Source organism: Neolewinella lacunae (assembly GCF_014349155.1).
Classification (GTDB): domain Bacteria; phylum Bacteroidota; class Bacteroidia; order Chitinophagales; family Saprospiraceae; genus Neolewinella; species Neolewinella lacunae.
Window position 1 is genome coordinate 179,751 of record NZ_JACSIT010000154.1, and the last position, 18,835, is coordinate 198,585.

Genomic DNA, 18,835 nt, shown 5'->3' on the forward strand with positions numbered 1-18,835 from the left:
ACGAGGACGAAAAATTACGAGGGGCAGTGAGGGTGCACTAAAAAATAGTGCACCCTCACTGCCCCTCGTATTTAAAAGCAGCAGCTAAGCCTTACTTCACATCCACGACGATGCGGCGATCCTGGTTGGCCAGTTGCCAGGCGTTGTGGAAGATGAGCTGCCCGACGAGGGCCATCTTCTTGAAGTTGATTTTCTCGATCGTGTCCGTAGACTGGTGGTAATCGGCGTGGGTACCATTGAAGAAAAAGACACTGGGAATGCCTTTTTCGGCGAAGTTGTAATGGTCGGAACGGTAGTAGTAGCGGTTGGGATCGTCTTCGGCGTTGTAGGTGTAGTCCAGTTCCAATTGTGTGAAGGTGCTGTTCATGCGCTCTCCGATGGCGTGGAGTTCGCTGCTCAGGCGGTCGCTGCCAATTACGTAGATGTAGTTGGGATTGTCTTCGTGAGCCTCATCGACGCGGCCGACCATATCGACGTTGATGTCGGCAATGGTGTTTTCCAGAGGGAAGATGGGGTGGTTGGCGTAGTACTCGGAGCCCAGCAGGCCTTTTTCCTCACCGCTTACGAGCAGGAACAAGACGCTGCGCCGGGCACCTTTGCCCATTTCCTTCGCTTTTACGAAAGCCTCGGCGATTTCCAGGACAGTGCTGGTGCCGGAGCCATTGTCGTCGGCCCCGTTGAAGATCACGTCTCCGCGGCGGCCGATGTGGTCGTAGTGTGCACTGACGACGAGGACTTCATCCTTCAGGCGGGGGTCCGTTCCTTCGACGAAGCCCAGGACGTTTTCCCCCACCAGTTCTTCTACACTTTTCTCCTGGGTGAGGCGGAGTGCAACGGGAAAGGTTACGGGCTTGAGTTTGCCGGACTTTTCGAGTTTCTTCCGGGCTTTTACCACTTTCTTGGCGGCGCGGCCCATGATTTTCTTACTGAGCTGGGGGGTGAGGTAAACGACGTTGGCCGCCTGCCGTTCCGCCTCGGTGGTTTCGGCCATTTTCATCCGCCCGTCGAGGGTTTCCTGGCGGATGGCCCGAACGTTGTCCTTGAAATTGGCATCGATGATGAAGACGGTGGCTACGCCTGCTTCGTGGGCAACGCTGAGCTTGCGTTGGTCGGTAGCCGACCATTCAGAGGGACTGGAATTACCGCTCAACCGGTAATTCCCGGCGGCGTCCTGGGGCTCGCCCGAGAGGATGATGATGTGCTTTCCCCGCAGGTCCTGCCCGGCGTAGTCATCGTAAGCGGCATCTTTAATGCCGTAGCCGAGGAAGGTCAGTTCACCAATGTCCACCGCGCTGCGCCCCGCGTTTTGCGAAGGAGCGCTGGCAAATTCCCAGAGGTGCCGCAGGCTTTCGCCGTCGAGTTGGAGGTCAATATGTTGCCACATCTGCCGCGTAAAGAGGATACGCTGGAAGTAACCATTGTTTTCGCCAATGGTGGGCAGGCCGAGCCGGGCAAATTCGCCGCGCAGGTATTCGGCTGCCCGTTTTTGCCCGGGTTCGCCGGTTTCGCGGCCTTCCATATCGTCGGCCGAAAGGATGGTCAGGTGGCGGGTGAGGTCTTCCACCGTAATGGTGGCCGCCAGGGCGCGGGCCTCATCATCCGTGGTAAAAAGCTGCTGGGGGGCATACTGGCCAAATACGCTGGCGGTGAAGGCCAGCACCACAAACAGAAAAGAGTAACGAAGCATACGGAGCATGATTTTTGAATGCTGATGCGCACCGGGATTTGTTTTGCCACCCTGCGCAGGGCCGCCAGACGAAATCCCCAACGCGCGTGGGTACGGTGTAGACAACGCCGCAGTGGCGGGCAGGTTGACTCCAGCGGTGGCCTCAATGCCAGGCGGCCAACAGGCGGCCAATGGTGTCTTCGGGCAAACCCACGAGGTCTGCCCCTTCGAGGGGCCCGGCAGCATCGCCCGTAAGGCGGAGATCGGGAGTCCCGGAAAGGAGATTGACCAAGACCAGAGACTGGCTGGCTTCCTCCTCCCCACACTTCAGCTGGTAGGACAGGAGAAAGTGTAGCGCGGAGGGCTCCAGCCACGGAGCGGGGGCGAGGCTGGCCGTGCGGTTAAAGACGTCCCCTGCACCTGCGGGCCGCGCCGCCTCCGTACCCGATTCGGTGGCCTGACAAGCCAGGGAATCCTGGTAAGTCCAGAGCAGCTCCGCCGCTGGAAAGGCCAGGCGGTAGCGCCGTAGGTAAATGCCCGAATAGTGGGTGGCAGGGTCATATTCCCGGGTCAAAACCATAAAGTAATCTTCTTCGCCGAGTGTGCCCACGTAGGTGTCCAGAATTTCGCCGGTTGATTGGGCCCGGAGCTGCTCGATTTGCTGGGCGCGATCGGCGTCCGAAAGGTAGCGGCGGTCGTACACCACCTCTGCGGGGGATCCGCCGCAGGCAGTGAGGGCAACGAGGAAAAACAGCAGTAAGCTGAGCAGGCGAAAATCAGTCATCAGATGAGTAAAGCTTCCGAATCTTTCGGTGGTTCGCTATTTATGTCCAAAGAGGTAACGGCTGCCGAGGCGGACGTTGGTCGTATGGATGCGGTCGTTGTACGGGCCGATGCCCCGCTCGGCATCGAGGTAAATCACGCGGCCGAAGGTGGGGGCGGCGTAAATGCTCCAGCGGGGAGAGAGGGTCCGCTCGATGGTGATGCCACCGCCGAGGTAGAAGCTGGCGTTGGTCAGCATAGATCCGCCTTCGAGCCAGCCGGGCTCGGGGTCGGTCAGTTTGCGCGAACTCTGGTAGCTCGGCGAGCGCTTGCCGTCGGCTTCCGGGGGGTCTACGTCAAAGCGCCCGGTAGTGCTGTTGAAGGCTTCCACCAGGTCTTGCCCCCCTTCCGGAATGTAAAAAGTGGAGTTAGCAATCACGCTCATGCTCATCCCCACCTGGGCCGTCAGGCGCCAATCCGTACTTTCCCGCAGGGTGCGCTGGTAGTTGAAGGGGAAGATGATGGAGTGGTGGATGAAGCGGCTGTAGCCTTTAACGGGCTCAATGAGGGGGTAATCTTCCTGCAAATACCACTTCAGGGCGGTGGGGATGTAAGCGCGGCGGCTGTAAATGACCCCGATCTGTAAACCGTTTTTGCCACTCGTCGCATCCAGGAGCAGGCCAGCCGTCGTGCCGCGGGCCAGGCGGGAGTCGCTGTCCACGTCAAAATCTCCAAACTGGGTTGCGGGAGTGACCACCTGGTTAAAGTCGACGGGCGAGAAAAAGACATTCAGGTAGTAGCGGATGGGCGTTGCACGCGGTTGGGCGGGCAGGCGTAGGGCCGGGCTGGGCAGCATCAGGCTGCGTTGGGCACCGTACTCGAGCGTAGCCAGGGGGCTGACGTCGGCCAGAAGCGGCTCAGCGGCTGGCGCAGGAACGTCCCTTGCCGTTGTTTGCTCGTTGGCATCCGGGAATAGAGGAGCACTGCTCGCTTCCGGTCGGACCGCAGTCGGCACTGTTGCGTCGGGTAGTCCAGGACCAGGCTTAAGCTTCGGCAATTCAGGAGAATTGCCGGTAAGGGCCTGGGGGCGTTCGGGGACGGGAGCAGCAGCAAGCGTTGGCAAAAGACCAACGGCGGGTGCAACCGAAGCAATATCCTGCGCTGCGGCCAGCGCCGGTACTGGCTGGCCAGCCCCATCGGGCAAGCCACCAAAACGAAGGAAAAGTAAAAGCAGGCTCAGGAGCAGAGAAAACTCGGTGATTTTCCAGGCGGCAACCAATTCCCGACGCTGCCCGATCAGCTCAAGGCGGGCGGCCAGGGCGGCCCAGCCCCTGCTACCGGTAGCCGTATTCCGGGCCAGCCGGTCGGCCAGCAGGGCATCAATTTTTACCTCGTCTGCCTCATCCAGGCGGGCCGCAAGTAAGTCCCAACTGCCGGGGGCAACGGCCGGGCGCAGGCCGTCGAGCCCGGCCGCCAGCTGCGAGTCGCTGGCGGCGAAGACGTCCAGCTTGCGCTCCAAAGACGCCCAGCCGGTAGCTTCGTTGCTGGCCAGCGCGGGCCCCGTGAGGGCTCGGCGGAGGTAATCGTCGGCATCCAACTCCCCGGCCAGGCGCTGCCAGCCCGGCCCACTGGGCGGAAGATCTGGCAACTGTTTGAGCTGCTGCCGGACCAAAGCATCGAAGTCCTGGTTGCGCGAAGTCATGGTTATCGGCCTAGGGAGGTGAGCATTTTTTGCAATTTTCCCCGGGCTTTCACCAGGTTAGAGCGGCTGGTACTTTCGGTGATCTGGAGCTGCTCCCCGATTTCCCGGTGGCTGTAGCCTTCCACTACGTAAAGGTTGAAAATCGTCCGGTAAGTAGGTGGAAGCTGCTGAACGGCGGCCAGGATCTCCCGGGCGCCGAACTGGGCAAAGATGTCGGGGGCGTCGGTGCTTACGTTGTACGCTTTATCAAGGTCTTCCGTCCGGCGGCGGCCATTACGACGGTATTGATCGATGGCCGTGTTTACCGTAATACGGCGCATCCAAGCCACCAGCGCCGTCCCACTTTCGTAGTGGCTGATCTTCTTAAAAATCTTGATGAAACTCTCGTGGAGCAAGTCCATGGCCTCGTCGTCACTACCGGCGTAACGCTGGCAGATCGACATCAGGGTACCGTAGTATTCTTCGTAGAGCAGGCGCTGGGCTTCGCGGTTGCCGCGGGCCAGGGCAGCGATAAACTGCTGTTCGTTCTGGTGAATAGTTAAGGTGTAATCCATGGTCGAAAGGATATGAGTGGTAGCAGCCAAAGCGCGCTTAAAGACCGTAAAGTAAACGTTTTTTGCCTTTCCTCCGCTGCTTTGCCCCCCTTTATTTACGGTATTCGCAGTTGGCGGACGATTTTTAATACCCGGGCGCGGCCGCGGGTGCAGGGTAAGGAAGAGCGGAGCAAAGCGGGGGCACGGGCGTAAAGTTGTTCCGCAAAAGGAGGGCAACGAAAAAAAAGACCGTGCGCGGCGCAAAGCCGGCACGGTCCATTTCTCTTAGCGAGGTACTACTTGTATTACTTCGCCTCAGCAGCAGCGGCCTTCAGCGCAGCAAGTTTCTCTGGCGTCGGGTTGCGGTAGCGGGGTCCACACTGGTTGAGGATTTCCGTCATCTTGACGTTAGACAGTTTGGACATGGCGCTGGGGGTCTTTACGCCAGCGGCTTCAAACTGCGCAGCCATAGTGGGGCCTACTCCAGCAATTGCCTGCAGGGGGCTGGGGGGAAGTTTCTCCTTCGCGGGGCGGCCAGCTTTTTTCGTACCTGCGGGCTTCTTCGCAGCAGCCGTTTTCTTACCACTACCGGGCTTGCGGCCGCGGGTAGCCTTTGCCGGAGCGGGTGCTTCGGTGGTCATGGTTTCCGTAGCGGTCGCGTCGGTAGCCATTACTTCCTCAGCGGCAGTGGGAGCGTTCTTGCGGGGGCGACCACGGCCGCGCGTGCCTTTCGGAGCGGGTGCACTGTCTTTCTTAGGACGTCCGGGGCCACGGCTACTTTTGGTGGCAGTGGTGCCGGAAGCATTTTTCTTCGGACGGCCGCGACCACGGGTAACCGGAACAACGGGAGCTTCCGTCTCGGCAGTTTCCGTTTCAGCCGGAGCCGGAGCGGCCGTCTTTTTAGGACGCCCACGCTTGCCCTTGGCCTTGGCTTTGGGAGCTTTCGGAGCTTTGGCCTTCGGAGCCTCACTGGTCTCCGCCGGAGCGGAGGTGTTGCCCTTCAGCGCATCAAGCTCCATCTGGAGGATGGCCAACTCTGCCTTGAGTGCTTCCACTTCGACCCGGTAAGACTTGGCAGCGGCATTGGCTGCTTTAAGTTCCTTCTTGTGCGCCTTAGTAAGCTGCTTTACGTCAGCAGAATTATGCATGAAGGCATCTTTTGCCGCATCGAAGCGGCTGATGAGGTCTTTTACCTCTTTCTCTAAATTTGACATTTAACTGTTTTGAGTGAGAAACTAATATGGTCGATTTCCTCGCCGATAGGAAGGGTGGCTTAGAAATGATTTCACTAGTGTTGAATCCGGCTAAGCCGCTTTCTCCAGCCTTAATAAAGGCTCTGCCTTCGAAAAGGCAGGGTGTATTTGGTATGCAGGTACCTTTACAGGCAGCTGGAGATCAGGTAAGTCGGAAGGTTCAATGTTATTGGTTTACATTAGATAAGCGCCCGAACCGGCTCTTTGTTCTTAGCTAAGTCAACAAAATCTTGGGGGTTTATTTTCTTTCCGCTACAAAGATAGTATGAACGTTGCACATAACACCAACATTTCTTTGCATATTTTTTTTGCTGGCTTAATGCGCTGCCTCCCCGACTGCTTTTTAAAGGCCAATTTTAGCTGAAGAAGGTCAGGGAAAAGCGCCCAGGCGAGTGATTATATGCGTTTAGCAACCAGGAAAGAGTGCGCTTGTGCGACACCGCCGGGACAGGTAAGGACTATTTGCCCGGGCGGGAGAGAGGTCTTATCCCATCGATAAAATAACCATCCGGGCGGATAAAGTGCCAGGCGATGATTGGCTAAGTGGTCGAGAACCGGAAAGAATAAAGACTGGGTGAAGTGTAAGCGGTCTTACTCCACGCCCGCTGGGTGCGGCGCCGGACTTTAAAATGCAGAAGAACAACCGCCCGGCCACCGGTACTTTTGTGGGATTGCTCATTTGTCGTAGTGCACGTCGATCAAGTCCGGAAGTTACCGCCTAATGGTTTCTGCGGTCTTCTCCCCACGCCAGTTTAGACCGCAGCGTATCCATAAAGGTAATCCCCGCCAATTTAACCAGGTTGAGCCCGAAGGCATTTTTGCGTACGGCCAGACTATGGGCCGAAGTAATGGTCTCGAAGCGGCTATCGAGGGTACAAAGAAAATTTTCTGCCCGCCCCTCTATTTCAAAACTGACGACCGAGTCGTCGCTAATCACAATCGGCCGTACGTTGAGGTTATGGGGAGCGACGGGGGTGATCACAAAATTCCCCGACCCCGGAAAAACGATCGGCCCCCCGCAACTCAAACTGTACCCGGTAGACCCCGTCGGGGTGGCTACGATAATACCGTCGGCCCAGTAGCTGTTCAAATAGGCACCGTTGATGTAAGTATGGATGGTGATCATCGAGGAGGTATCCCGCTTGAGCAGGGTAAAGTCATTGAGCGCATACGGGGTTTCGTTGAACAAGGGGATGTTGCTCTCCAGGTAAATCATATCCCGGGTTTCCGTCTCAAAGCGCCCCCGGGCCAGCAGGCGCAAGGTATCCTCCAGTTTGGTCTTTTCCACCCGGGCCAAAAACCCAAGTCGCCCCAGGTTAATCCCCAAAATAGGAATTCCGGAATCGCGGATGAGGGTAGCCGCCTTGAGAATGGTGCCATCGCCCCCCAGGGTGATGAGCATATCGAAGCGCTTGAGCCGGAAATCGATGTGGCTTTCAAAAATTCCCACATCGCGCTTAAAGACGATGTGCGGACGAATTTCCTCCAGATAAGGACCGTAGACGTAGGTAGAAAAACCCTCGGTAGCCAATAGATCAAAAAGTTGCTGGACGTGAGGAATGTCTTCACTCTTCAACAATTGGCTGTAAATGACTACCTGCATAGGACTAGAAATTCAGGTTCAAAGCTAAGAAAATGCCATCTTCGCCCAGGTGATTCCGGTTGTACTGGATGCTGCCCACCATGTCGTAAAACAACACCAGATCGAGTCCGACGGATCCGCCCGTCAGCAAACGGTTGTTCAGTTGATTACTGGCCTCAATGAAGGGAGCGTTGGCATAACCCTGGTTGAGCTGTAAGGCAAACAATATCCGGTAGGGGATGTAGCGGAAAGCATCGATGAAGACCAGTTTGCCAAGGTCTGTTTTCCCCTTTAGCAATTGCCGGCGAAGACCGACACGCCAGATGGCCATATCCAATCCATCGACAACGTAAAACTGGTACCCCACCAAACTGTTGTTTTCAAACCCGATGGCCCGGTTTTCCAGAAAAGGTTGCTGGCTGCGGATGAAACTGTACTTCGTGGCCAGTCCGGCGTTGAGGGCGAGTTTTTCGCTTAATGGCCAGAATTTGCTGAAGTTGACGCCACCCGTCAGGCCACTCCGTTCGCCCGTTATCCCCAGGCCTTCTTTTACCAGAGAGGTTTCGAGATAATAGCCTTTCCAGGGGTAATTGCGCACGTCGCGCCGGTCATTGATGTAACGGTATTCCAGGCGGAAGAACTCCAGGCTGCCGCTGCCGTTGCCGAAGAAGGCCGGATTCAGTACGCGGGCGATGGTATCCGCAATTCCTGAATCCCGGTAGCCCATTTGTAAACGGTGAGAAACGTAAAGCTTGCGCCGGTAGGTAAAAGATAAATCGAGATCAGTACGGCGATAAACAAAGTTATCGGGGTCGCGGTAAAAAAGTTGCTGGTTATCGGCGGTGGCGTAATTCTGTTCCCGCCGGCGGAGGAAATTAAAGCGGAACTCTACCCCCAGGTTGCCCTGCCTGTTCAGATAAGGCAGGCGATAGGCCGCTTCGTATTGCTCGGTGTAACCCGTGGTGTAGCCCAGTTTTAAGCGGTCGCGCCGGCCGCTAAAATTGTAGTACGTGAGTTTTGCCCCCACGTTCACCCGGTCGAGGGAACGGTTTTGGTCGCGCCACCAGAAATTAAAATTACGGTCGGCCAGGGAAAACACTGGTACGGGATAGAGGTACCAGGTCTCCCGGATATTGAGGGTAACGGTGAGGCGGCCTGGCCCCAAAAGCGTATCGGCGTAGGAAATCTCGAGGCTGGCAAAAAGGCCGGTATTCATCAAAGCGCTATAGGTAGCGGCCATTTCTTCTTCCAGCTGGCCGGTGGGAATACGGGCTCCCTTCCCAAAAGTCATCTCGCGGAAGATGACACTGCTGCGGGTGCGCTTGTGCCCGAGCAGGATAATGTCGGCCACCAAAACGGTGTCGGGTGGGGCAAACGCCAGTCCCACCGGGTGCTGGACGGCCGCGCCAACATCGGCGCTCCTCCCCAGGGCAGGGAGGCAAAAGAGCAAGACCAGCAGGAAAGCAATGCGCATCATCGCCCAATAACGGAATTTCCGGTGGATTGTAGGTGCCCAGGGCACCGTTTCATTGCGCCTTTCCGACCAAACATGATTTCAGGAAGCTAACTCAGCGCCTAGCCGGCACCAATTCATAGCCCCTCCCCAGGTCATCGGGCAAGCAGCAGGGCCTCCCGCACCAACCTCCCCAGCCTTCTTCCGGCGGCGCACCCGCACTTACCCACACCGGATGCAGCGCCCGGCAGTGCATCTTTCCCGATTATGAATGACTACCTACCACCAGCCACCACGCAAAAAAAAGCCAACGGCCCCACGGTGACCTTTAAACTGGAATTCCCAGGCGCTGATTGGGGCATTATCGGGGTTCAGGAAACGACCACTTTTTATTCCTGACACCCATATACATACCGCCGCTGATGCAAAAATCGGATTGTGCAGTCCCACAAAATTATTCATTTTTATACCTCAAAAATTACAAGACCTTGATTTTCAGCTCACAAAAAAGAGGGCATACGCTAAAATAAGCCCCGCCATTTCCACCAGGGCACGAGAATGTTTTAGCAATGTGAAAAAATCAGCCTGAAATGAACACCCAACTGCTCAACCTGATAAACGGTAACGAGCAAAAAAAAGCAACCCGGGAATCGCAGAAAAAGTGCTTGAAAATGATTTTTCCCTGGTGGTCGGAGCGCTGAGATAACGAATGAAACAATAGCGTAGCCGGCTTTTGGTGGCGCTTTGGCCCCAGGGATTAGCGTCACGAAGAATGGCCCAGGCTGGTTTTAATCTGGCCTGCACCCATTAGGGGAATTCCGCTACCCCAACTGAGGCTGCTCCGCCGGGCGGGTTGCGCAAACCAGGTAATCCATCCGGGTGAAACTTCACCTTCCCCCGAACGGTCAAATGAAAAATGCGGAGGGATGTCTAGTGGTCTGTCAAACTTAAATTTTTGGGCGCTCTGCCATTTTGTGTGGATTGGATAAGCAAGGTGTCCACATTGATAACTAATTGGGCTTCGCCCGCATTTTATCGCTTTTAATGCAGAAGATGACACCCGTACAGTCGCTGCTCCGGCCAGTGAAATCAGCCGAAACAGCCGCTCTCCTCCACCCCTTTCCTCTCAAATACCTTAACTTGCCCGGAAAAATTCATACCCGTGTCAACCAAAAGAGGAAACTGGAACAGCAAATTAGGCTTTATCCTGGCCGCCAGCGGCTCGGCCATTGGCCTGGGCAACATCGTCTTTTTTAGCTCTAATGCGTACCAATACGGGGGCGGAGCTTTTTACCTGCCCTACTTCGTGGCGCTCTTCGTCCTAGGCCTCCCCATCATGATGATGGAGTTTGGGATGGGGACGCTCACCGGAAAATCCTTTCCCCTCGCGCTGCGGCAACTGGCGGGCAAACGCGCCGAGTTTGTCGGCTGGTGGAGCATCGCCAGCGCCATGTTCATCACCGCCTACTACGTCGCCATCCTCGGCTGGGCCTTCGGAATGATGGTCGGGGCCTTCGGCAGCCTCTTCGAACCCGGCATCACCGCACCCTTCGCGCCCTTTGCTAACCCTACCGAAAGCGCCAGTGCCATGGTTTACTTCTTCAGCCTGCTGGCTACCTGGTGGCCGGTGGTTTTCATCTTCGTCATCTGGGGCCTCAACCTGCTGATCCTGCGCAACGGCACTGCCACCATCGAAAGGGCCGTCCGCATTTTTGTTCCCTTAATGTGGTTGTTCATGATCGGCCTGGTCGTTCGTGGACTCACCCTCGACGGGGGCTTTGACGGAGCGATGTACCTCTTCACGCCTGATTTGGAAGGCATCGCCGACGCCAACGTCTGGCGCGGGGCCTTCAGCCAGATGTTCTTTTCCCTTTCCCTCGGCCTGGGCACGATGACGGCCTACGCCTCCTACCTGCCCAAGGATGCCGACCAGGTCAACAACTCCCTGCTCGTATCCTTCCTGAATTGCGGTTTTGAGTTCATCGCCGGATTGGCCATCTTTTCTCTCCTCTTCGTCTACGCCCTCAACCCCGCGGGTTCTACCCTCTCCCTTTCCTTTTTCGTCATTCCCCAGGGCATCAACGAACTCTCCACCATCCCCTGGATCACCCGCCTGTTTGGCTTCCTCTTCTTTTTTCTCATCGTGATTGCCGGGCTTACCTCCTCCATTTCCCTGATCGAAGGGCCCGCCGCCGCCCTGATCGACAAGCTCAAAATAAGCCGCCGCAAGGCCCTCACCATCATCGCCGTCCCCTGCATGATCGGGTCGGTCCTCTGTACCCTTCCCATCATCGTGGACCAGGGACTGAATGGCAACGGCACCCTGGGGCTCAGCATTCTCGATATTACCGACCACTGGGTGTTCAGCTACAGCTTGCTCATCGTTGGGCTCGTCGAATGCCTGGCCATTGGTTGGATCCTGGGGGCGGATAAACTCCGCCTGGCCCTCAATCAGTACGCCCGCTACCCCCTCGGCCGGTGGTTCAACGTGCTCATCAAGTACGTCATCCCTACCCTGCTGGCTACCGTCATTCTCTCCAGCCTCTGGGAAGAGCGCTCGGCCCTGTATGGCTCCGGTGTCGATATGGTGGGCTTCAACTGGCTGCCCCTGTTCATTCCCGTCTTCTGGCTGGTCGTCAGCCTGGGCTTTGCCTACTACCTTACCAAAAAACCGTACGAAGCATGAGACTGCTCCCGAATATCCTTTGCGCACTAACCATTCTGCTCGGGGCCCCGGGCCTCGCAGCCAACATCTCGCTGGCCGACCCCAGCCCCGTAGCCGGGCAACCCGTGCGCGTCACTTTTTCCGTGCCCGTAGATACGCTGTTAGTTACTTACCGGCCCAATTCCGCGCTGGTCCGTACCGAAACGGTGGTCCTGCCTGCTCCCTCCACCTTCGCAGAATGGACCCCCAGCAGCGCCGGCCTCGCCCAACTGGCCTACCTGGACCGCACGGGGGAAATTCCCCTTAAAGTCAGCCACAACGTTTCCGTTCGCTTCGATGGGCTCTCCGGTTCGGGGCTGGCGGTAATGATCCTGGCAGGGCTCATTTTGTTCGGCGGAGCGGGCTTCGCTTTTAAGACTTTGTTCCGCGAAGATCCCCTTTCGGCCGGGCGATAAAGCCGTCGCCGGAGCAACTAATACCCGCTAAAAGCGTTGCCTGACCAAAGAGAAGGACATGGCAAAATTCAGCATTGACTTACAGGCTGGCAAGGTGGTAGAAGACGAAGTGGTAAGCTCCCGCGGTGAAGTCATCGTGGGCATCGACCTGGGAACCACCAACAGCCTCGTGGCTCACGTGCGCGACGGAAAAGCCATAGCCGTGGCCGATGCCGAAGGTAAAAGCGTCCTCGTTCCCAGCATCGTCCACTTCGCCGAAGACGGCAGCGTATTGGTCGGAGAGGCCGCCAAACCCTTCCTCACCACCCACCCCGAACGCACCATCTACTCCGTCAAACGGCTGCTGGGAAAAAGCTACGGCGACCTTAAAACGGTCCAAAACCGCTTCGGCTACCGCATCATCGACGAAGACGAAGACCGGCTGGTAAAAATTGCCGTCCCCTCGTCCAGCGGCCAGGACCGCTACTACAGCCCCATTGAACTCTCGGCCCAAATCCTCAAAAGCCTCAAAGCCCGCATCGAACGCGAACTCGGGCAGTCGGTCAGCCGCGCCGTCATCACGGTGCCGGCCTACTTCAACGACGCCCAGCGTCAGGCCACCCGCGACGCCGGAAAACTCGCCGGCCTCGACGTGCTGCGCATCGTCAACGAGCCCACCGCCAGCAGCCTCGCCTACGGCATTGGCCTTAAAGACGAAGACGAGGGCCGCACCATCGCGGTCTATGACCTCGGTGGCGGCACCTTCGACGTGTCCATCCTCCGCATCGAACAGGGCATTTTTGAAGTCCTGGCCACCAACGGCGACACCTTTTTGGGCGGCGACGATTTCGACCAGGCCATCATCGACCACTGGGCCGGCAAGTACAGTTTGCCGATGGATTCGGGCGCTGAACGCGGGATGCTGAGATTGTTGGCCGAGCAGGCGAAGAAGCGCCTGTCTTACCAGGACGCCTTCACCACCACCTTCCAAGGGCAAACCCTTCACCTCGAGCGCGACGAGGCCGACATCGTCTTCACCCCGCTCGTCCAACGCACCCTTGCATCCTGCGAACGCGCCCTGAACGACGCCGGGCTCAGCATCGACGCCATCGACCACGTTATAATGGTTGGCGGATCCACCCGCGTGCCCCTGGTAAAAAAGGCCGTGAGCGACTTTTTCGGCAAAACGGTGAACGACGATCTTGACCCCGACCAGGTGGTCGCCCTCGGTGCCGCCATCCAGGCCGACGTCTTGGCCGGCAACCAACAAGACGTGCTGCTGCTCGACATCACCCCCCTTTCGCTGGGCATCGAAACGGTGGGCGGCCTGATGGACCCCATCATCGCCCGCAACAGTAAGGTGCCGACCCGCGTCGGCCGCAAGTACACCACCAGCGTGGACGGCCAGAAAAACCTGAAAGTCGCCGTCTACCAAGGCGAACGCGATCTGGTGGCCCACAACCGCAAACTCGGCGAATTCGTCCTCGGCAACATCCCGCCCATGCCCGCCGGCATCCCCCAGATCGAAATTCAGTTTTACCTGGACGCCGATGGCATTTTGCGCGTCAAAGCCATGGAACACCGCAGCGGGCAGAGCCAGAGCGTAACCATCAAAAGCCAGTACGGCATCACCGAAGAGGAGATGGCCGAGATGCTGCTCGATAGCCTGAGCAATGCCGAAGGCGATGTCCGCACCCGCGCCCTGGTGGAGGCCCGCAACGAGGCCAACAACGTCTTACTCAGTGCCCGCAAATTCATCCGGCAAAATGCCAGCTGGCTCTCCGAAGAGCAAGTCGCGGCCATCAACGAGCACATCACGGCCCTCGATGGTGCCGTGGCGACGGACGATAAGGACCACATCAACGCCTGCCTCGAAGCCCTCAATACCTTCACCGCGCCACTGGCCCACGAAGCCCTGGACCGCAACGTCGCCGCCGCTCTGGCCAATGAGCACCTCTCCGACCGCAGCCAGGGGCAAGGTGCGGGCCACTAACCCGCCACGCGGAACCAGAAAGAGGTGCCGTGCTGCTCGACGCCCGCCAGCTGGGGGCTCTCCCACAACGGCTGCGTCAGGGCCGCCAATTCGGGGTCTTCGGAGATGAAGTAATTGGGCAGCAGGATGTCCAGTTTCTCCGGACCCGCCAGCAGGTAAATTGCCAGGGCGTACTGCTCGGAGTAAAAGCGCTGGCACAGTTCATGGTCGTAGTCGTAAGGGAGGAAAATATCGTGGATGTGCACGATCACTCCGGGCCGCAGGCGGGGCAAGACCTCCAGAAAAAAGACGGTGACATCGGAGTTGGGCAGCATCCGGTGAGAATTGTCCACAAAAAGGACGTCGCCGGGCTGCAAAAACGTCGCCAAATCCAGGTCGCAGCGCTCGAAGGGTACGCGCAAAACGCGGTCGGCCAGCTGGTCGATTTCCGCGCGCGGAGCAGGGTCGATGGAGATGATTTCGCAGTCGATTTGCTCTTGCTGCCGGGCCAGGTGGGCCACTTTGGTGGAATTCCCGGAGCCGATTTCGACGTAGCGGGCCGGGCGGTACCTGGCCAGGATGCCGTAGATGGCGGCCATATCGAGACCGGGCAGGAAACCGTTGTTGTAAATCGGCTCCGTCGCGTTGTGGAGGGCGTCCGACTTTTTGATGGCCGCCAGTTGGGGGGCGTACCGGGTCAGTTCCTGGATTTCGTTGCGGTAGCGTTCCCGCCCCCGTTCAATGATCGCCAAAACACCGGCCAGCGCCGGACCCGCCCCGTGGCCATAGCGGGGCTGGAAGGCTACGGGATACTCCAGGAACAAGGTCTGAAAGCGGGGATGAAGAAAGCGATAAATGCGCTTGAGCATGGAGCTGGTGGTATTTTATAGCTGAACCACCCCGGCACTGCGGTTTTTCGCATTCCCTGGGTGGTTCAACTATGGTACTGCGGTGCAGCGACCACCGCTGGTACGCTGGCCGGTCTTGCCCGAAGCGCAAAAGTAGCAACTAAGCACCAAGGAGGGGCTGGGGCACCAAAATCACCCAGGCCCTTCTTCTTTGCTGCCTACAACTCTTTGTACAGTCTGCTCAAGCGGTCCGCAGAGTCCTCGCTGTCGGTCAGGGCCCGGCTCAGGGCGTAGAAATCGAGGGGTTCGCGGATGTTGTTGCCGATGCGGGCGAGCATGAGGTTGAAGTAGCGGTTTTCAATATCTTCCAGGGTCTGTACCCCTTCGTGGAAGCCGATGGAGCCATCCTCGCTGGGGCGGAAGATGTAGCACTTGAAGAGGACCTGGCGGATTTTCTTCGCATCCGTGAGGGTAGCCGAGGGGATGTCCTTGACGAGTTGCTCCAGGCACTCGTCGTCCAACTCCGCAAAGCTGGCGAAGCTGTTGCCGTCTTCGAGAAAGGACGCGTAGATATCGATCCCGATCCACATCATATCCGGCCGGGGCATCCGCACGCCTTGCTGGGCGGCGATCCGGAGATAGTAGGGGCTCAGGTCGTTGTCGTTGGTAGCCCGTTGAAGATTTTTGGCCTGCTGGTCGGTGAGTTCCAGGTCGGGACGCAGGCGGTATTCGGGCTCTTGCTCGTCGCGGAAGTGCCTTCTTTCGAGTACCGTCGTCTGGTCGGAAAGGTAAGTCCCGAAAGTGGGGTAGCCGTAGTCTTTTTCCTGGAAGGTGGAGTCGATTTTGGCCATTGCGGGCTTGATCCGGACTTGCTGGATCCATTCTTCGCCGTACTGGCTGGTCAGGGTAAGCATAGTCTGGATGAGGACCGAGTGGCTTTCCTCGACGGACTTGAAGGTGGCAAAGCTTCCCTGGAGGGGGCGTCCGACGGCGTCGTAGTAGGCAAAGTCGTGATGAGCCTTTTCCTTTTCAGGATCTTCCTGTAAAGAGCGGGTACCGATGCCCAGGAGTTTTTTTCCCGCTGCGGCAGCGAGTTGCTCCAGGCTGGGGTAACGTGCGTCTCCCCCGATGACCAGGACAGCATCAATGTCGTCCCGGCTCGCCAGAGTTTTGATCTCCCCTTCCATTTCCATCACGGCCCGGTTCTGGTTCGTTCGCCCCTCGGGGAAAAGCTGTACCAGGCGGATGCCGTGTTGGCGGAAGGTAGGCGCGTAACTCCGCATCCATTGCCAGTTGGCAAACGCGAGGTTGCTCACGACCGTTCCTTTAGTGGTGGCGTGTTCCAGTAATCCCCGAACGTCCACGACTTCCGGCTGATCGCCTTCTCCCATGTTTCGGTACCAGTATTTCCCGTATTCCAGCGCCATAACGGCGTCGTGGAGGGGTTCAAAATCCCAAAGGATCGCAATTCGAAGGTCCATTTGCTAGTGTGAGTTCAATCCATAGGGCTCCAGGCGTAAAAAGTCTTGTAAGTTCCAACAAACTATTATCGGGCAAATATAGAAAAGGCCGCCGACCGGACAAAAAAATCTCCCGGTTTTATTGCCGGGAGATTTTTTATCCCGTAAAACGGGCACTTTGAAGGCTAAAATTAGGCCACTACCTTTTCGCGCATCGCCTCCTCGTACATTTTCTGGAGCTTCTTGCGCGCAAAGAAGATGCGGGACTTGATGGTGCCGAGCGGGCTGCCGAGCTGTTCAGCGATCTCGTCGTACTTGTAGCCCTGGTAGGCCATCAGGAAGGGAACGCGGAAGTCATCCTGAAGGCGATCGACCAGTTCCTGCAGCTCGCTGAAGGTGACATCGTTTTCCCCATCGTTGAGCACCGTCTTGTTGCCACTATTGATGTAGTAGTTGTTCGGCGTCTGGTCGATGATCAGGTTACGGCGCACCTTTTTGCGGTAGTTGTTGATGAAGATATTGCGCATGATCGTCACTGCCCAGGCCTTGAAGTTGGTGCCCGGGTTGTACTTCTCGGCGTTGGTCATGATGCGTAGGGCAGTATCCTGGTAGAGATCTTCCGCGTCATTGAGGTTGCCGGTAAGCTTGAGACTGAAAGCACGCAAACTGTTCGTAATGGTACTCAGCAGATCCTGGATCTCTTTTTGTTGTTTTTTCGTTGCTTTCATTTGGATAATTTTTTAGAGGGGCCTGTAAATTTATTTTACAAAAATAAGCCCAGTTTAGAATCAATGCAAGTAAAAGGGCCAGTGGTACACCATTGTTCGCAAAATTCGTACCACTTGTGTCCTTAAACGACGCCAAGCGGTAAAAAAACTTTACAAAGTCAACCATTTTTGTCAACGCATTGTAAATGTGTAGACTTTCTCCCTGATCGCCATGAAAACCAAGGAAGCCCCTGAACTCCCCAGGCCCACATTGCCTAACTTCATCTCCTCTAACCTGAAAATCCTCCGTAACCGTGCGGGATGGTCGCAGGCAGAGTTAGCGGAAAAGGTGTACCTCAACCGGGGCAACATCGCCAGCTACGAAAGTGGAACCGCCGAGCCAAGTATTTGTAAACTCCTCAGGTTCAGCAACTTATTCGGGGTAAACCCGCGGGATTTGACCCGGCGGGACCTTTCTATACCCGAAGAACTCGCCCTGGCGGAACTGGACCACGAAAGCAGCAGCTTTGCCGAACAGGCACGCGTTGAGCAGTTTCGGGTACGGGCCCGGGAACTGGAAGAACTGGTACTTTCCTCCCAAAAGCTGTTCACCTACAAGCGGGAAAAGCTGGTCAACCCCTGCAAAGAAGCCGAACTCCTGGCCGCCCAGTACCAGCAACTCTACGAAGTAACCCAGCAATTGCTTGCGGAGCACTGGCAGTTGCTCGGGGAAGTGGCTTGCCCATGCGAGTAACGGCCATTACGGCACGTTTACTGCCCTATTGGCAGGAGGAAGCCTTCGTTTTCCGATCTTTCAGGTAGCGCACCTTACCACCAGCACCCTTGCCTTTCTGCCCCATTCGGTTCCGCAGGGCTTATTTCTTCCCTCCGTCCCTGACCTCAAAGTTGAAGCCCTCTTTCTCCAGTTCGCGGTAGCGCTGCTCATCGAAACGGTAGAGTTTGGCTGGCCGGTGGGCGACGCCTTTCTGGACTTTACCTACGTCGCGCAGGAGGTCCATGCTCAGGATTTTCTTGCGGAAGTTGCGCTTTTCCAGTTCCGTGCCCCAGACGGATTCATAGAGGTGCTGGAGTTCCGTCAGGGTGAACGCCGGGGGGAGCAACTCGAAGCCGATGGGCCGGGTACGGATACTCTTCTTAAGGTGTTCCAGGGCTACCTGCACGATCTCCAGGTGGTCAAAAGCCAGCACGCCAAGTTCATCGATGAGGTGCCAGGTGATGTCCTGGGCCACCCCGGCGGCGCGGGGGCGGAAGTCGGCAATTTTGACCAGGCTGTAGTAAGCTACGGTAATGACCCGGCCAAAGGCGTGGCGGTAGGGCGTCCCGAAGGTATGCAGCTGTTCGAGGTAGACATTCTCCATGCCCGTCATTTCCCGCAGTACCCGCTCCGCCGCCGCATCGAGGTCTTCGTACTGCTGCACGAAGTAGCCGGGGAGTGCCCAGTAATCGGCGTAGGGCTCTTCGTTGCGACGAATGAGGAGGATTTTGAGTTTGCCTTCGTCGAAGCCAAAAATCACGTTGTCCACGGTAAAGGCAGACTTGAAAAAGGAATCGAAGTAACGCTTGTCTGGCAGCACGGAAGGGAAGGTAGGAGGTGGGCAAAGATAGTATGCAAGTTAAGAGCACGGTGGATTTTAGAAAGGAGGCTGTTACCAGCGCGTATTGCAGAACCTGCGCCAGTAAATTTCCTGAAGCAGCAATGGCCAGTGCCTGCTGCGCAGGATTTTTGAACCACTAAGAACACGAAGAGGGACTAAGACCCGACTTCGCTCCCCATTTG

Annotated in this window: 15 protein-coding genes; 4 read left to right on the forward strand and 11 right to left on the reverse strand. The window is 57.1% G+C overall.

All coding sequences use genetic code 11. The features are described 5' to 3' along the window. Positions 1 to 91: 91 nt before the first annotated feature. The 7 genes from H9S92_RS21800 to H9S92_RS21830 all read right to left on the reverse strand — a co-directional run bounded on the left by H9S92_RS21800 (position 92) and on the right by H9S92_RS21830 (position 8,975). Positions 92 to 1,687, reverse strand: a complete 1,596-nt coding sequence (locus H9S92_RS21800; RefSeq protein WP_187468827.1) for a M28 family peptidase — start codon at positions 1,685 to 1,687, stop codon at positions 92 to 94. Between the two features lie 142 nt (positions 1,688 to 1,829). After that, positions 1,830 to 2,450, reverse strand: coding sequence for a hypothetical protein (locus H9S92_RS21805; RefSeq protein WP_187468828.1), 621 nt, complete (start codon positions 2,448 to 2,450; stop codon positions 1,830 to 1,832). A gap of 36 nt (positions 2,451 to 2,486) precedes the next feature. After that, positions 2,487 to 4,130 carry a hypothetical protein gene (locus H9S92_RS21810; RefSeq protein WP_187468829.1) on the reverse strand — a complete coding sequence of 548 codons (1,644 nt, stop codon included), beginning with the start codon at positions 4,128 to 4,130 and terminating at the stop codon, positions 2,487 to 2,489. A 2-nt stretch (positions 4,131 to 4,132) separates the two neighbouring features. Beyond that, positions 4,133 to 4,684, reverse strand: coding sequence for an RNA polymerase sigma factor (locus H9S92_RS21815; RefSeq protein ID WP_187468830.1), 552 nt, complete (start codon positions 4,682 to 4,684; stop codon positions 4,133 to 4,135). 284 nt (positions 4,685 to 4,968) lie between these two features. Then, positions 4,969 to 5,877 carry a hypothetical protein gene (locus tag H9S92_RS21820; protein WP_187468831.1) on the reverse strand — a complete coding sequence of 303 codons (909 nt, stop codon included), beginning with the start codon at positions 5,875 to 5,877 and terminating at the stop codon, positions 4,969 to 4,971. A 757-nt stretch (positions 5,878 to 6,634) separates the two neighbouring features. Next, positions 6,635 to 7,519, reverse strand: coding sequence for an NAD kinase (locus H9S92_RS21825; protein ID WP_187468832.1), 885 nt, complete (start codon positions 7,517 to 7,519; stop codon positions 6,635 to 6,637). Positions 7,520 to 7,523: 4 nt separating this feature from the next. After that, the gene (locus H9S92_RS21830; RefSeq protein WP_187468833.1) at positions 7,524 to 8,975 is read right to left on the reverse strand and encodes a BamA/TamA family outer membrane protein; all 1,452 of its coding nucleotides are present in this window, start codon (positions 8,973 to 8,975) and stop codon (positions 7,524 to 7,526) included. Between the two features lie 1,138 nt (positions 8,976 to 10,113). On the opposite strand from H9S92_RS21830, the gene H9S92_RS21835 reads away from it, so the two are divergent. Genes H9S92_RS21835 through hscA form a run of 3 tightly spaced genes read left to right on the forward strand, consistent with a single transcriptional unit; the run spans position 10,114 to position 14,043 of the window. Then, positions 10,114 to 11,637, forward strand: a complete 1,524-nt coding sequence (locus H9S92_RS21835; protein WP_187468834.1) for a sodium-dependent transporter — start codon at positions 10,114 to 10,116, stop codon at positions 11,635 to 11,637. After that, positions 11,634 to 12,071 carry a hypothetical protein gene (locus H9S92_RS21840; RefSeq protein ID WP_187468835.1) on the forward strand — a complete coding sequence of 146 codons (438 nt, stop codon included), beginning with the start codon at positions 11,634 to 11,636 and terminating at the stop codon, positions 12,069 to 12,071. Before H9S92_RS21835 ends, H9S92_RS21840 begins: the two co-directional genes overlap by 4 nt. A gap of 58 nt (positions 12,072 to 12,129) precedes the next feature. Beyond that, positions 12,130 to 14,043 (forward strand): Fe-S protein assembly chaperone HscA, encoded by a 1,914-nt coding sequence (gene hscA / locus H9S92_RS21845; protein WP_187468836.1) that lies wholly within the window; start codon positions 12,130 to 12,132, stop codon positions 14,041 to 14,043. On the opposite strand, the gene H9S92_RS21850 is transcribed toward hscA, so the two are convergent. The 3 genes from H9S92_RS21850 to H9S92_RS21860 all read right to left on the reverse strand — a co-directional run bounded on the left by H9S92_RS21850 (position 14,040) and on the right by H9S92_RS21860 (position 17,058). Beyond that, the gene (locus H9S92_RS21850) at positions 14,040 to 14,891 is read right to left on the reverse strand and encodes a class I SAM-dependent methyltransferase (RefSeq protein WP_187468837.1); all 852 of its coding nucleotides are present in this window, start codon (positions 14,889 to 14,891) and stop codon (positions 14,040 to 14,042) included. The two genes, hscA and H9S92_RS21850, sit on opposite strands and share 4 nt — an antisense overlap. Positions 14,892 to 15,088: 197 nt before the next feature. After that, positions 15,089 to 16,351, reverse strand: coding sequence for an NYN domain-containing protein (locus H9S92_RS21855; protein WP_187468838.1), 1,263 nt, complete (start codon positions 16,349 to 16,351; stop codon positions 15,089 to 15,091). A 170-nt stretch (positions 16,352 to 16,521) separates the two neighbouring features. Further along, positions 16,522 to 17,058 carry an RNA polymerase sigma factor gene (locus tag H9S92_RS21860; RefSeq protein ID WP_187468839.1) on the reverse strand — a complete coding sequence of 179 codons (537 nt, stop codon included), beginning with the start codon at positions 17,056 to 17,058 and terminating at the stop codon, positions 16,522 to 16,524. A 211-nt stretch (positions 17,059 to 17,269) separates the two neighbouring features. Here H9S92_RS21860 and H9S92_RS21865 point away from each other — a divergent pair, with 211 nt between their 5' ends. Then, on the forward strand, positions 17,270 to 17,791 hold the full coding sequence (locus H9S92_RS21865; protein ID WP_187468840.1) for a helix-turn-helix domain-containing protein: 522 nt from the start codon (positions 17,270 to 17,272) through the stop codon (positions 17,789 to 17,791). A gap of 121 nt (positions 17,792 to 17,912) precedes the next feature. Here the strand turns inward: H9S92_RS21865 and H9S92_RS21870 are convergent, their stop codons facing one another. Continuing rightward, the gene (locus tag H9S92_RS21870) at positions 17,913 to 18,632 is read right to left on the reverse strand and encodes an NUDIX hydrolase (protein ID WP_187468841.1); all 720 of its coding nucleotides are present in this window, start codon (positions 18,630 to 18,632) and stop codon (positions 17,913 to 17,915) included. Between the last annotated feature and the right edge of the window lie 203 nt (positions 18,633 to 18,835).